The sequence below is a fragment of the Francisella salimarina genome (assembly GCF_007923265.1).
GTDB classification, from domain to species: domain Bacteria; phylum Pseudomonadota; class Gammaproteobacteria; order Francisellales; family Francisellaceae; genus Francisella; species Francisella salimarina.
This window is the reverse complement of sequence record NZ_VOJA01000005.1, coordinates 133,154-148,854: the sequence shown is the minus strand read 5'-3', so window position 1 is coordinate 148,854 and position 15,701 is coordinate 133,154. Positions and strand designations below refer to the sequence as shown.

The following is a 15,701-nucleotide window of genomic DNA, read 5'->3' as shown; positions in this document are numbered from 1 at the left end:
AAATTTTATAACGTGCTAGTTACATCAAAAACTTTAACGTTTATCGACAAAGACTCTCCACCTCCTCCTCGGTAAATTGTTCCTGCTGTCGGCGTAGCATCAATATATGTTCTACCACATGCAATACGTACATGATCACTATTAACTTCACAACCATTTGTAGGGTCATATCCTATCCAGCCAATCCACGGTATATATACCTCCACCCATGCGTGCGTAGCGTCACTCATCTCAGTATTATTATAGTGACCACCATTAAATATATATCCTGATCGATATCGAGCAGGTATACCTAAAAGCCTTGCCAAACAGATAAACAGATTTGAGAAGTCTTGACAAACACCTTGCCTAGTAATATATACATCATAAGCAGTTGTGGCAAAGTTAGTAGAACCTGAGACGTATTTATATTCGTAATAGATTGTTTTATTAATGTCATCTAGTACTGCCATAATATCACTATCATTCCTTTTGACAAAAGATACAGCATAATCCATTAACTCTTCAAGTTGAGTTTGTGGCAGCTCTACAGACAATAGATATGGAGTCATCATCTGCCTCTGCCACGGCATCCATGAAATTGGCATAGTTGTACGAGAATTTATAGATCTTTTACGCACACTATGATCATTACTCACAGCAATTTTTGTCTTCATTTCTATTGTAAATTCTTTATAAGACTCTTTAGTTTTGAGAAACACAACGTCATTACCAAAAACATCAGTATATTCTTCTTTCTCGCAAGCAACTGATATTTTAAGATCATAATTGAGTATACGCTGTTTTGCATCTACAATTGGTTTCATACGAATATCATGTTTACTCAAATTCACTGGAAACTCATAACTGTATTTTGTAGTATGAATAATGTCTAAAACTCTTTCTGAGCTTTCAAAAACTTTATTCTCAACAGGAACATTTAATCGCTCAGGCTGGTATGTATGCCCTCCATAATTACTACTACTTTTATCACTATTCCATACAACACGACCATGAGAAACAGCTACCATTTGACCTGGCAATAATTTTCTCCATGTACCGTCAACGTTTGTATTATTTGAAAATATTGTATAAGTTCTAAGCTCATCTCCATACAAGCCTGTTGCTACATTCACATAACCAATATCTAAATTATTACTATTTGTCGGTGGGTAGAACTTTTTATAATAAATTGGATTAAAATCCTCCTTATCTTGATAAACTACTGTTATATCACCATTAGAAAGAACCAAGTTTACTTGACCAACCTCATTTATCTGCTTCAATAAGTCATAAACATAAAATAGATTATCGTCATTTAGCTCTCTAATATTTTTTTTTCTAAGTTGAGAAAGAATCCAGCATAATATATATTCTGAATCAGTTTTACCGACAGGTTCATAGTCAGAAAAGTTAAGGCATAACGTATTTTGATACATCCTATTTAAATCACCATTATGAACAATAGTCCACTCTTTACCTGCATGAGGTTTCATAAATGGCTGAAGATTTAAATCAGTTTTGTCAAACAAACTATGACTATAAATATGTCCAATAAAAGTGCTAGAACAAAAGTTTGGATTGTTGTCAAACAAAGCACGTAAAGCTTCTACATTTTCAACATGATTATCTTTCATAATCGATACAGCATTATGATTATTATGATACCATCCTATACCCCACATAAATTCTTGTAAGGTTGCGGTATCATCTGCTAAAAAGTTAATTCGTGGAGATATTGGGCAATCTGAAGATATAGCCAAGATATTACTAAACATTAAATATTTTTCCTTTTTATTTCTACCCTTCTAACATTGCTACGTAGAAATCTACATCAGATATAAAGAATTCTTTTGAAATAATAGTTGTAAGTTGTGCCATTGAGTTTATCAGATATGTAATAAATTCATGATTTTTTTCTAGCAATGACTCAGTAGCATTACTTTCAAAGTATTTTATAATTTCCTCTACTTTTGTTCTAGATTGCATACCTATACCTGTCGAATGATATGACATCCTTTTTAACACAGCAAGACAATCATTTAAACAAAAAGTAACTGTTCTAGGATAATCATCTGATTTCAACAAGAACTCCGCTACATCTTTTCTGTTAACGTCAAAATCTGCTTTACGCATAAATGCGTCTTTTGACATTGTATTTAACAACATCTCCTGCCAATACTGTGATTCATCTGTAGTTTCATTCTTTGACGCGAGACTTATATGTCTATGATGATGTATGTCGCCTAGCCTCAATGTAAAGTCAACTCTCTCAATAAGCATACCTAACTTCATAAAGTTATAAGTATCATTCCTTAGAATAAAGTTATGATAAAAACCTATCCACAAGAAACAAAACTTAATGATTTTTTTACAGAATTCATCTAGATTTACTACAGAAAATCTATGAGTTTCAGCTGAATTAATCCACAACCACAGCTCATTAATCTCTTCCCACATATCTGCAGCTATCAGATCTCTAATTATCCGAGCATTTTCACGTGCAGAAGATAATGATGAATATATCGAAGATGGATTTTCTTTATCCCAAATCAAAAACTCTTGTATCTTTCTTGCGTTAGACTTTGCACTGTAACCATATTTTTTAATAAATGCCTCTTTACCGCCTAATACCACTACTAAGGGATACCAAATATCTTCAGCATCACCATATATCTCAAGTTCGACGTTATATGCCACTTCAATAGCATTAGTTAACATCTGAACTCTTTCAATATTTCTACTTAACCAAAAACAATTTTCTGCTGTACGAGATATCATCATTTCTTATCTCTCCCTAAAACCCATGTATCTTTCGAACCACCACCTTGACTAGAATTCACAACATATGATCCTTCTTTAAGAGCTACTCTTGCAAGCCCTCCTGGTAGTATCCATGTATCTTTACCAGTAACTAAAAACGCTCTCAAATCCACCCTTCTTGGCAATACCTTACCATCGATAAATGTAGGACTTGTAGATAACTCTACTAATGGTTGAGCTATATATGCTCTCGGCTTTTCTTTTATTTTAGTAGCAAACTCTTGTAACTCCTCTGCACTAGCCTGTGGTCCAATAAGCATCCCGTAGCCTCCAGAACCATTAGCTTCTTTTACAACTAATTTATCAAGATTACTCAAAACGTAATTTCTATCATCTTCTTCACTACAAAAATATGTTTTAACTTGGGCTAATATTGGCTTTTCGTTAAGATAATATTCAATCATTTTGTGAACATACGGGTATATTGCTTTGTCATCAGCAATACCATTACCTACAGCATTTGCTAAAACTACATTACCAGCCTTATATGCCTCTATTATGCCAGGTACTCCAAGCATACTTTCAGGATTAAAGAATTCCGGATCTAAAAACTTATCATCTATTCTTCTATAAATTACAGTTACAAGCTTAGGTCCTTTAGTAGTTTTGAGATATACATGATTATTATGTACAAAAAGATCTGAACCTTGTACTAGCTTACATCCCATTTTACGTGCAAGATAGCTATGTTCAAAGTATGCTGAATTATATTGTCCTGGCGTTAAAACTACACTTAAACCTTTTTTACCGTCTACAACCGGAGAAATACTAGATAGTGCTTTTCTCAATTCAGTTGGATAATCCACTACTTTTTTGATATTAGCATTTGCAAATGCCTCAGGAAGTACTTTCATTAGAGAATTACGATTTTCTAATACATAAGAAACACCAGATGGAGTTCTTACATTATCTTCTAATACCATAAAACCACTTTCATCTTTTATAAGATCAAGTCCTGCAATATGGCAATATACACCATGTGGAGGCTTCACGCCTCTCATCTCGGGTAGATACTCTTCTGATGATTCTACAAGCTCTCTTGGTATCACACCATCTTCTAATATTTTTTGCTCGTCATATATGTCATTCAAAAAAGCATTTAGTGCTTTAAGACGTTGTTTTAATCCTTTCTCAAGCTCAGACCACTCTTTTTCAGAGATTATTCTGGGAATTAAATCAAATGGAAAGATCTTTTCTGTACCTTGAGTATCACTATAAACCGTAAAAGTAATTCCATTTTTTAGAAAAGAAGCATCTACAAATTTCTGCTTTTCGTATAAAGATTCTACACTTAACTCATCTATAGTTTTAATTGCCTGAGAAACATCACTACGCACATGACCTTCATTAGAAAAAATTTCATCATATACTCCAGAATAAGGAGCGTAACCTGAAAAAATACTATCATTAGACATATATGAGAAACCTCCAAATAAAATAATCTAACAAATTCATAGTATAATAAATACTTATTTTTGTATACAAAAAAATTACTTTTGTATAAACAATACATTAAAGTTTAACTAATTTTCGCGCACTTGTAGTATAAAGACTACCTAGTTTCTATAAAACAATATCTCCTTATAATTGAAAAATATTAATATTGCTTTGACTACCAACACCTATGAAATTATTTGATAGAAATAAACTACTATCAGAAGTCTCATTTAGAAATAAGTTTGATAATAAATAACCCTCTTTTAAATCATAAACGACTACCGAGCTTGAATATACCACAGCAACAAGACTATTGTTTTGCAACAAACCTACAAAATTCCCATTAACCTTATATTCATCACCCAACAACTTTACGCTTTCATCAGTGCCATTAATAAGCTTAGATTTAAAAGCTACTAAAACTTTACTCTGTACACTGAACTTATCTTTGTATGTGACTATTTTCAGAGGTAAATCTTTATAAACTCTATTATTTGTTTGTCTCACCATACCACTTGAAAAATCATATGTATTAACAAAACCTATTTCTAAACCTTCACTACCAGAATGACCAACTAGCAAAACTTTGCTTTCAGTAGAGCTTTCAGTTATTACAGAAAAATCAGATATTTCTCCAGAAGGTATAGTTATTATTTTTTCATTTTTAATCACTTTTCCATTTCTTAAAAAACTATAAAAATAAATGCTTTTATTACTTTGTATATATACACTTTCAATACTGTTAAACACTATTTTTTTAGGCTTATACCTCAATACGGTGATATTAAGCTCATCTAATGATCCATCTGTATTAACTCTATAAATTATTAATTTACCTTTTTGACTTTTGTCACTTGCAGTTAACAAATATAAATATTTTCCTTCATCTACTAATTTAGCATTTACAATTTTTTGTATAAATCGCTTTCTAAAAATTTGTCCTTTTATTCGATCTGTAATAGGAGAAATGTTGTAAGCAACTATATTATAATTTGATAATATATAAAAAGTTTTTCCGAAATTATCCAAAATTATTTTATTAACTTTATTGCCAACAACATATTGATTACCAAAACAGCTTGTTGTTGAGCCAGTATTATTAATTGAATATGAAACCTTTGTAACACTGAGACAATAATTATCACTTGGTCTAAATATTGAGAATAGTTTTGTGCTATCACTAGTAATAGCTGTTGCTTGTATATTTGGCTCAGCTAGAGTTGTGATATATCCAGGTTGAACTATATGATTATCTTTAGCAATTTTTACATAATACGCTTCAGAGAATTGTGAAAAAAACAAAATCACAAAAGTAACGAATATATTTTTCATTCTTGGATACCATAATAGAATATTTGATAGTAAAGTAAGTAGAGCATATATAGATACATAGATATGATCATTTAGCTCTATTTAGACAACTATATTTGAGAAATATTAATATTATTCTCATCTCCAAAGCCTATGAAATCTTTGGATATAAACGAACTATTCTCATTAATATCCTTTAAGAACAACTCACTGAGTAAACTATTTTGTCTTAAATCATAAGTTATCACAGATCCAGAAAAGATAGCTTCAACAAGATTATCATGTTGCAACAATCTCAAAAAGCTACCGTCTATTTTATACTCATCAACATCTTCAAAATATGTATTATTAAGGTTAGCCACTATATATTTATGGTCAAAAGCTATTAATACCTTCCCATGGCTACTTCCCTTATCTATATATGATGCTATTGCTTGAGGTATATCATCATATTTCTCCTGGTATAGCAATCTTGAAGAACCGTTGAAAACTTTATATACCTCAACTATACCTTGCTCTCCTGACTCATTATCTTGTGTCGCTAATATCACTTTACTTTCAGTACTATTTTCATTTAATACTGAAAAATCGATTATTTCACCAGAGGGTATAGTAATTATCTCTTCTTGCTTTTTGCTCTTACCATCCGACATAAGATTATAGCTATAGATACTTTTATCACTCTGAATATATACATCATTGCTATCATCAAATATAATTTTCTTAGGTTTAAAACTCAGTGGTATTATTTTGATTTTCTTTAAAGTCCCTACAGGATTAACTTCATAAACAAAAAGCTTACCACTTTCATTTGTGTAGCTAGCTGTCACAAGATAAAAATACTTTTCTTTATCTACTAATTTGGCATCTATAATCTGTTGCGGATATTTCTGAGTATAAAACTTTGGACCAACAATGTTCTTATTCTTATTTATAGTATATCCAAGGATTGCACTATCAGATAATGTATAAAAAGCTTTTCCATTATCTGTTAGGATTATTTTTTTGACTTTGTTACCTACAATATATTGATTATCGAAGCAACTAGTAAATGAATTTGCATTATTTATCGAAGCAGCTAATTTTGTAATATTAAGACAGTAACTACCGTATGGCCTAAAGACTGAAAATAACTCTGTTCCATCCTTATTTACACTTGCTGTCTGAGTATTTTTTTCTTTAATAGTTGCAATATAACCAGGCTGAGAAACATGATTGTCTTTAACAATTTTTACAATATATGCTTGAGAACTTTGTAGTAAAAAGAATCCCAAAAAAGCAAGAACTGCATTTTTCATAATTAAATTTACAAGATACTTAAATTTAATAAATTATAACATAGGTGAATATTATTGCTTTTATCAGTTTTTGACAGCTATTATCAAAAATTAAATATCACTAACTTTTCAGATCATATTATTTTTGATGATTTTTTATAAAAACTTATTCCTAATTTCTTATATAAAAAAATTGCAAACAAAGCAAATATCAAACAAATCATACAAATAATAGTAGGACCAAGCCAAATAGTGCCTGTTTTTGTTATTATCGTTGCAGCAACTATAGGACAAACACCGCCAACAAAGGCTGAATTTAAACTATAGCTCAAGGCAACACCTGATAATCTAAACTCTGTTGGAAAAATATCACACAAGAAAAATAATGTTGTCGATGCACCAACTGAATAGCAAATAATTAAAAAAATCATGCCCATAAAAACACTAAAAGTATCTGACATCAAATAGAATATTACAGGAATGGTTATCAATAAAATTAAACAACCAACAATATACATTTTACTAAGTCCAACTTTATCAGATATATAGCCAAATACTATCACAGATATCAAAACTATTATCTGTACTGGAATCATTATTAAACTTGTGTTACTAGTATTTAATAATTTTGCAATATAAAAATTAGAATACTGAAGCAAAATTATTGCACCTAAAGCAAATAACATTGCGAAACAAAAACCAATAAATATGTTTATATAGTTTTGTTTAAAAAGAGTAATAATACTCTTTTTATCTCTACTTGCAATTTTCCTAAACAGTGGTGTTTCTGTTAATCTTAATCTTGCGTAATAGCCGAATATAGCCAAGAAACCACCTAATACAAAACCAATTCTCCAAGCATAATCATCAAATAAATATTCAAGAATCAGACATACTGTTGTTGCAAATAAAAACCCTGATAAAACAAATGCAAATAAAATACTTAGTTTAAATCCTATATTCTTTGTACTTGTTTCATAAACAATCACATACGCTGCAGGCAACTCTCCGCTTAAAGCAAATCCCTGTAATATCCTAAACATTACAAAAGCTATACTTGCAAACACCCCAAAAGTAGCATAAGAAGGCATAATCCCCATTAGTAATGAAGATATTCCCATAAGAATTATTGTAAATGTAAATATTTTCTTCCTACCATATCGATCACCCAAGATTCCTAAAGTAACAGCTCCTAAAGGCCTAACAATATATGTTAGAGAAAATATAGCAATTGTGATGAAACTTTTAATTAATGAATCATCAATCCCAGCAAAAAATGTATTTACAATTTGTGCCGAAAATAATACATATAATAAAAAGTCATAAACCTCTAAAACTGCGCCTGTGCCAGCAATTAATACTACTTTGAAATCTTCTTTCATCACTAGAACCACTTACAATTTAACTATCATATCTTTGTTGTTTTTATGATAGCCACCTCTTTTTGAGTAAACATACACTCCTAATAATCCAACTATACCACAAACAATGCCAACAATAGATGGACCTAGAAAATTATATGCTGTCATTGTAATTATTGTTGTACTCACTAAAGGAGCGATTCCTCCAACTATAGCAAAAGCAAGATTATAGCTAAGACCTACTCCAGATAATCTAACATCTGTCGGAAACAAATCACAAAGTAAAAATATAAAGGTAGCCGCAACTAATGCATAACACAACATAATAACTATAGATGCTAAAACAATTGCCGATACATTACCAATACAACTCATCAAATAAAATACTGGTAAAGCACAAATCACAATAAGTCCAGCACCAGCTATAAACATTTTTGCAATGCCAACTTTATCTGATAAAAAACCAAAAATAAAAGTAAAACAAGTAAGTGTTAAAACACTTGGTGTTAGAATCAACGAGATTTGACCAGAATTATATCCAGTTAAAATATCTTCAACAAATTTATGTATATACAGAGTCAACATTACGCCGCCAAAAGCTACTATGATTACTATACATATCCCAGCGAACAAATTTGGTCCATAAGTTGAAACTAAAGAGCCAAAAGAGTGTCTTTTTTGTTTATCAATATTCTCGAATTCAGGTGTTTCATGAAGATTGCGACGCACATAATAACCGACAAATCCTAATAGCCCCCCAATAATGAATCCTGCTCTCCATGCAAAATCACCAAATATATACTCAAGAGCAAAACCTACAAAGTCAGAAAATAAAAACCCACCTGTTACAAACGTAAATAATATAGCGGTGGCAAAACCTATTTTACCTTTAACTGATTCATATACAATAACATAAGCCCCAGGCAACTCTCCACCCAAAGCAATACCTTGCAAAATACGTAATAACACAAACACAAAGCTCGCATATAGTCCCCACTGAGCATATCCAGGCATCAATCCCATACACAATGAACAACTTCCCATTAATAATATTGTAAATAATAGTAGACGTCTTCGCCCTATCAAATCACCAACAATCCCTAATATCGTTCCTGCAAACGGTCTAACAAGGTATGCTATGGAGAATATTAATACTGTCAAGAATGCCTTGATAGTAGGATTTGTAATTTGAGCAAAAAAAGTTGCTGAGATTTCTTTAGAAAAAATCATATATAAAACAAAATCATAAAACTCAAGAATTGCACCAATTCCAGCTAATAAAATAACATTTCTACTGTCTTTATCGTACATTTACAATACTCACTTTAATAATCGAGTTTAGCAAATCATACATTTTTTTAGCTTTATTTAGAAGAATTTAAATCTATAAAAAATACAAATTACTAACATAGGTTACAATCAATGTCTTTGGACAAATCAAATTTATTTAGTTGCATTGATGTTGCGTTATATCTATATAAAGTAGAACTCTGATAGTCTTGTTTTTTTAATAAAAAATTGATTGCTAAGTTCGCCAGAGTTAAGCCTGCCTGACCAGCTACTATGCCAATAACTCCTAAAGTACTCTTGTGCTCTACTTTATCCAGATCAGGATATAAACAATTTAAACATGCCGAACTATGGCTAATATTAAATATTCCTGCTTGAAAGTCCAACCCTAAAACTCCTCCTGATAATAAGGGTATAGAATATTCTAATGAAATTTTATTACTTAGTATTTTAGTTAAATAGTTATCACTTGTATCTATTATTAAATCATACTTCTCCATATCTAGTTTAGTATAGTTATGATTAGTTAACCTTTGTGTAATTGCAGTTATACTTATATACGGATTAAGCTTTTGCAACCTATTTTTAGCTATGACTGCTTTACTTTCCCCTAAGTAATCAATATCAAATAAAACCTGCCTATGTAAATTTGATATTGAAACCGAGTCATCATCAACTATACTCAATTCTCCAAGACCCAAACCAGTTAGGTAAGTGGCTACAGGTGAGCCCACTCCACCCACACCTATAAGCAACACTTTAAACTTTTTTAATTTTTTTTGAGCATCAATACCAAAACCATCAAGAATAATTTGTCGCTTATAATATTCAAGTTCAGATTCTGATATTTTATGATGATAAATCATCTACTTCTCCAATAACTTTATTATATTTTGTATTTCATAATTAGATATCTCATCTATTAGAGTGACTACAGCTATACCATCGACTCCTATATTCGCTATAGACTGAATATGCCTCTTCTTTATACCTCCAATTGTAACCAATCGCGTATTAGTGATATTTAACCACTCATGAATCTTATTGATACCTTGTGGTGCAAATTTCATTTTTTTAGTATTTGTCGTATATATAGGACCTAAAGCTATATAACTAGGATTAACTCCCAAAGCTATTGCTAACTCATAATAATCATGTGTACTTAGGCCTAATGCTATATCTGTATTTTTAATTTTTAATAAAGTTTGCCTATCTATACTTAATAAATCCTCATGCCCAAGATGTACACCAAAAGCTTTATGTTTAATTGCTAATTCATAGTAGTCATTTATAAATAGTTGCAGACCATATTTGTTTTGATACTCTACAGCTTCTACAATATGCTTTTGTATATACTCACTATCATTTGATTTAATTCTAAGCTGTATAGTTTTAACCCCTAATTTAGCTAAACTAGGTATCTTATCAGCACTGTCGACTATCGGGTAAAAGCCAGTTTTATTAATTGATCTAAATTTTATACTTAGATCTTTACCATGCACACTTACTTTAGGAAATAATCCTTGTTTATTTATATATTTAGAATCTACAATGAAGAATCCATGCGATGCTATTTTTTGGCTGCTTTTAATAGCGTTAGAAATATATGACTTAGCTAGAATAATAGAATTATTGACATCAAACCCTAAAGTTAAAAAACTAGCAATAGCACTTGCAAAAGTGCAACCTGTTCCTCTTACTTTTTCATCTAGCTTATATCTTTTTGATGTTAATGTATAGTTAACTTCAGGAGTATAATAGCAGTCCAAAGATATATTTTTATCAGAATCATGCCCCCCTTTCAAAAGTACACTTTTACAGTTGTATTTTTCTTGTATTGCTTTAGCAATTTCGACATTAGGAGAATCATACTCATCAAGAAGCATCTTAGCTTCATCAAGATTTGGTACTAAAATATTAGCTAATGGATAAAGCTTTTGCTTAGAATATTCTACAACCCTATAATCAACCAAGCTATAGCCTGTGGTACTCACCATCACTGGGTCACAAATGTAGAACACATCTTTTAAATCATTCAACAAGTCTACAACAATATCAATCTGCTCAGTAGATGATAGTACTGAAGTTTTGATGACTTTAATCTTAAACTCTTTACTTATTGCTTGTATTTGTTCTTTGAAAATACTTTTAGAAACCTTTTCAATATTCAAGATATTGGTTGAGTTTTGTGCAGTAACACAGCTTATAATTGTACAAGTATGAACACCTATGTTATTAGCAGTTTTGATATCCGCTTGAATACCCGCTCCTGATGAACTGTCTGAGCCACCTATGGTCAAAAATATATCACGCATAACACTATCTCTTAGTACTGGTGCCAAAATGGCGTATCTACTAAATTAGTTGATGGAACAGCAATTTCTCTTTCAATCATCCTTTTCGCTTTAAAAGCTTCTCTTCCTGCATATATTGCTAATTTAAAAGCATTAGCCATACTAGCGGGATTTCCAGCTAATGCTACAGCACTGTTTAGTAATACACCATCATAGCCCATCTGCATAATTTCACATGCTTGTGAAGGCACGCCAATACCTGCATCAACAATTAGTTTAATCTTATCAAATCGTTCTCTTAGAACTTTCAAAGCGTATGGATTTACCAATCCTTTACCACTACCAATTGGCGCTGCCCAAGGCATTAAGACCTCACAACCAACGTCAATTAATTTTTTAGCAATTACTAAGTCATCTATAGTATAAGGTAAAACATTAAACCCTCTTTTTACTAACTTCTCACATGCGTCTATTAGCTCGACAGAATCAGGCTGTAAATTATAGTCATCTCCTATAACTTCAACTTTAATAAAATTAGTGGCAAATATTTCGCGTGAAATTTCTGCTATTTCTATTGCCTCTTGAGAGTTTCTACAACCAGCAGTATTCGGTAAAAACTTACACCCTGTACTTTTTAACTCCTCCCAAAATTGATTTTTAACATTCACATTTTTTGCAGACCTTTTTAAGGATACGGTCAGAAGATCTGCTTCTGACTTATCTATAGCTTCAAGCATAATTTCAATACTAGGATACAAGGCTGTTCCTAATATAAATCTTGAGTTAAATTGCTCTCCATACAACTCAAGCATAACCTATCCTCCTTGCATTGGTTGAACAGTAACAACCACATCATTATTATTAAGAAAAACTTCAGAATAACGTCTTTTTGCTATAAAGCTATTATTAAGCATTACAGCAAAACAAGGGTATTCAAATTTTTGGCTCTTTAATAAATCTGTAACTGTTATACTATTATCAAAATTTAGCTCTTTTTCATTAAACAAAATACGCATATTCAGCCTCCAAAATCATAATTATTCTTTATAACAGTTTGTGCAACCATTGGTGAAAACAAGTATCCATGTCGTGATAAACCATTTAGATATGTTATATTCCCTTTAGTACTTATAATTGGCTTATCATCGATACTCATCGGACGCACATTAGTTAAAGTTTTCAATATCCTTGCTTCTAAAAAACGCTTATCTAGCGTAACTAACATACTTAGCAACTCTAATGCACTCTGTACAGAGATCTTAGAATAATCACCACTATCAATACTTGTTGCACCAAGATAAAAAACACCATTTTCTCTAGGAATCAAATAAATAGCGTGTCTCGGGTGTAAAAGCCTAATAACAGAATCCAACTTAATACTTTTATTTTCTAAAATAATCGACTCCCCTCTTACACCATACAATTTGATATCATCAACACTTGAGATACCTGTACAATCAAATATATGCTCATACTCTTTATCAAAACACTCTCGATAGAATTGTTCTTTAGTAGTTTCAATAATTTTTATATTTTCGAGGTTAAGAAATAACTCTTGTGTTAATACAAAGAATTTTGGAACATCAATTAATGCTTCATCCGCTATTAGAGCTTTTTCACAAAGAGAGTTTGATAAAGACAGCCCTTTATTAAGGATATGTACCTTTTCTATAGAACATATATCTATAAAAGGCTTTGTATCTAAGTTTTTTAGTCTTAAATCTATATTTCTAATAGCTAAATCCAACTCATATTTATCTTGATTATGTGCAACAACACAGGTATTAATCTTTTTTACAAAGCTATCATCCATACCTAGACCTTCATTAACAAACACATTTAATTCATACCAAAGATCGTAGCTATTAAATCCCAGCTTATACACATGCTTTTGGCAACTTATTAGCTCAGTTACTGGAGCAAGCATACCTCCAGCACAATAGCCACAGCTTGTCTTATAATTCAGACTATCGGTATAGATATCGATCTTTAAATTAGGATATCGTTTAACTAGATAAAGTGCTAAAACTCTACCCATAAGCCCTGATCCTAGGATTGAGACTTTACTCATGTTTAGATTCTATTTTCTTAAGATCTTGAGAAAGCTTCATAGAACAAAAGCTAGGCCCACACATAGAACAAAAATGAGCAAATTTATGTCCCTCTTTGGGTAATGTTTGATCATGAAAATATCTTGCTTTATTAGGATCCAAACCTAAATTAAACTGATCTTCCCATCTAAATTCAAATCTTGCTTTTGATAGAGCGTTATCTCTTATTTGAGCGCCAGGAAAGCCTTTTGCTAAATCTGCAGCATGCGCTGCTAGCTTATAAGTAACAATTCCCTCTCTTACATCTTCTTTATTAGGAAGGCCAAGATGCTCTTTTGGAGTTACATAACATAACATAGCAGTACCATACCAAGCAATTTGAGCAGCCCCAATTGCTGATGTAATATGATCATATCCAGGAGCAATATCTGTAACTAATGGACCTAGTGTATAGAAAGGTGCTTCAAAACAGTCTTTTAACTCATAATCCATGTTTTCTTTAATTAATTGCATTGGAACATGGCCAGGTCCCTCTATCATAACCTGTACATCATGCTTCCACGCTATTTTAGTTAACTCCCCCAGAGTTCTTAATTCTGACAATTGTGCACTATCATTAGCATCATTTATAGATCCTGGTCTTAACCCATCACCAAGTGAAAAACTAATATCATAAGCTTTCATAATTTCACAAATTTCCTCAAAATGAGTATAAAGAAAATTTTCCTGATTATGATGTAAGCACCACTTAGCCATTATTGATCCACCGCGCGAAACAATCCCTGTAATTCTATTTGCTGCCAATGTAACAAAGGCTTTTCTAACTCCAGCATGAATTGTAAAATAACTAACGCCTTGTTCAGCTTGTTCAATTAAGGTATCTTTATAGATCTCCCAAGTTAAATCCTCAGCTTTACCATTTACTTTTTCTAAAGCCTGATAAAGAGGAACTGTGCCTATAGGTACGGGACTATTTCTAATAATCCATTCTCTTGTCTGATGAATATGCTTACCTGTAGAAAGATCCATAACAGTATCTGCTCCCCACTTTACTGCTATAACCATTTTTTCAACTTCTTCTAGTGTAGAAGATGTAACTGCCGATGTCCCAATATTAGCATTAACTTTAACCAAGAAATTTCTACCGATTATCATCGGTTCTAATTCTGGATGATTAATATTAGCCGGAATAATAGCTCTACCCGCAGCAACTTCGTCTCTTACAAACTCAGGAGTGATTTCTCTTTGAATATTTGCTCCAAATGATACACCCTGATGTTGATTTGTATACTCAGCATTTAAATGAAAATTAGCTCTTAGAATATTTTCTCTAATTGCAACATAATACATTTCTGGAGTTATAATACCTTTTCTTGCATAATGCATTTGCGAAACATTTTTACCATATTTTGCTTTGATAGGTACATGCCTATTTCTAAAATTTAATTTATCTTCTTTAAATTGAGCATTGGTATAGTTTGATGAGAAACATCCCAAACCTTGTATATCTTCATTTTTTTTGAGCCAACTTAATCTATGTCTAGACAAGCCCTTTTCTATATCAACCGCGTTACCTGAAGAATACTCTCCAGATGAATCATAGACAAAAACATCTGGATTTGTACTGATATTACCTTCGATATTTGTATTTGTTTGAGCAATTTTTCTAAAAGGAACTTTTAGTGCTGTACTAAGACATTCAACATAACATTTTTCCGAATTTGGATATTTAATCGTTATTGTTGAGTTTTCTGTATTAGTTTGAATATCTTGATTTCTAGAGTTAGTCATTTCATCTCCTATTTTCAATTCAAACTAGTATAGGCAGATGAAATTAAAGGTATAATTGATACAGTAATAGAATCACAACTATAGCAA

Annotated in this window: 13 protein-coding genes; all 13 read right to left on the bottom strand. The window is 31.5% G+C overall.

Going from position 1 to position 15,701, the window contains the following annotated elements; translation table 11 throughout:
• Positions 1-5: 5 nt before the first annotated feature.
• The 13 genes from FQ699_RS08915 to thiC all read right to left on the bottom strand — a co-directional run bounded on the left by FQ699_RS08915 (position 6) and on the right by thiC (position 15,614).
• Positions 6-1,757, bottom strand: coding sequence for a class II glutamine amidotransferase (locus FQ699_RS08915; protein WP_146422015.1), 1,752 nt, complete (start codon positions 1,755-1,757; stop codon positions 6-8).
• A 22-nt stretch (positions 1,758-1,779) separates the two neighbouring features.
• Entirely contained in the window at positions 1,780-2,760 is a 981-nt protein-coding gene (locus FQ699_RS08910; protein WP_146422123.1) for an alpha-E domain-containing protein, read from the bottom strand.
• Positions 2,760-4,217: a circularly permuted type 2 ATP-grasp protein gene (locus tag FQ699_RS08905; RefSeq protein ID WP_146422014.1), complete on the bottom strand. Its 1,458-nt coding sequence runs from the start codon at positions 4,215-4,217 to the stop codon at positions 2,760-2,762. The genes FQ699_RS08910 and FQ699_RS08905 overlap by 1 nt, the downstream gene beginning before the upstream one ends.
• A gap of 166 nt (positions 4,218-4,383) precedes the next feature.
• Entirely contained in the window at positions 4,384-5,571 is a 1,188-nt protein-coding gene (locus FQ699_RS08900) for a hypothetical protein (RefSeq protein WP_146422013.1), read from the bottom strand.
• A gap of 89 nt (positions 5,572-5,660) precedes the next feature.
• Positions 5,661-6,848, bottom strand: coding sequence for a hypothetical protein (locus tag FQ699_RS08895; RefSeq protein WP_146422012.1), 1,188 nt, complete (start codon positions 6,846-6,848; stop codon positions 5,661-5,663).
• Positions 6,849-6,961: 113 nt separating this feature from the next.
• A complete protein-coding gene (locus FQ699_RS08890) occupies positions 6,962-8,209 on the bottom strand; it encodes an MFS transporter (RefSeq protein ID WP_146422011.1) in 1,248 nt (415 codons plus the stop codon).
• Positions 8,210-8,221: 12 nt separating this feature from the next.
• Positions 8,222-9,499: an MFS transporter gene (locus FQ699_RS08885; RefSeq protein ID WP_146422010.1), complete on the bottom strand. Its 1,278-nt coding sequence runs from the start codon at positions 9,497-9,499 to the stop codon at positions 8,222-8,224.
• 92 nt (positions 9,500-9,591) lie between these two features.
• Positions 9,592-10,344 carry a HesA/MoeB/ThiF family protein gene (locus tag FQ699_RS08880; RefSeq protein WP_146422009.1) on the bottom strand — a complete coding sequence of 251 codons (753 nt, stop codon included), beginning with the start codon at positions 10,342-10,344 and terminating at the stop codon, positions 9,592-9,594.
• A complete protein-coding gene (thiD, locus tag FQ699_RS08875) occupies positions 10,345-11,793 on the bottom strand; it encodes a bifunctional hydroxymethylpyrimidine kinase/phosphomethylpyrimidine kinase (RefSeq protein ID WP_146422008.1) in 1,449 nt (482 codons plus the stop codon).
• An 11-nt stretch (positions 11,794-11,804) separates the two neighbouring features.
• Entirely contained in the window at positions 11,805-12,584 is a 780-nt protein-coding gene (locus FQ699_RS08870; protein ID WP_146422007.1) for a thiazole synthase, read from the bottom strand.
• A 3-nt stretch (positions 12,585-12,587) separates the two neighbouring features.
• A complete protein-coding gene (gene thiS, locus FQ699_RS08865; RefSeq protein ID WP_146422006.1) occupies positions 12,588-12,788 on the bottom strand; it encodes a sulfur carrier protein ThiS in 201 nt (66 codons plus the stop codon).
• A 2-nt stretch (positions 12,789-12,790) separates the two neighbouring features.
• The gene (locus tag FQ699_RS08860) at positions 12,791-13,843 is read right to left on the bottom strand and encodes an FAD-dependent oxidoreductase (protein WP_146422005.1); all 1,053 of its coding nucleotides are present in this window, start codon (positions 13,841-13,843) and stop codon (positions 12,791-12,793) included.
• Positions 13,836-15,614 carry a phosphomethylpyrimidine synthase ThiC gene (gene thiC / locus FQ699_RS08855; RefSeq protein WP_146422004.1) on the bottom strand — a complete coding sequence of 593 codons (1,779 nt, stop codon included), beginning with the start codon at positions 15,612-15,614 and terminating at the stop codon, positions 13,836-13,838. The genes FQ699_RS08860 and thiC overlap by 8 nt, the downstream gene beginning before the upstream one ends.
• Positions 15,615-15,701: the final 87 nt, after the last annotated feature.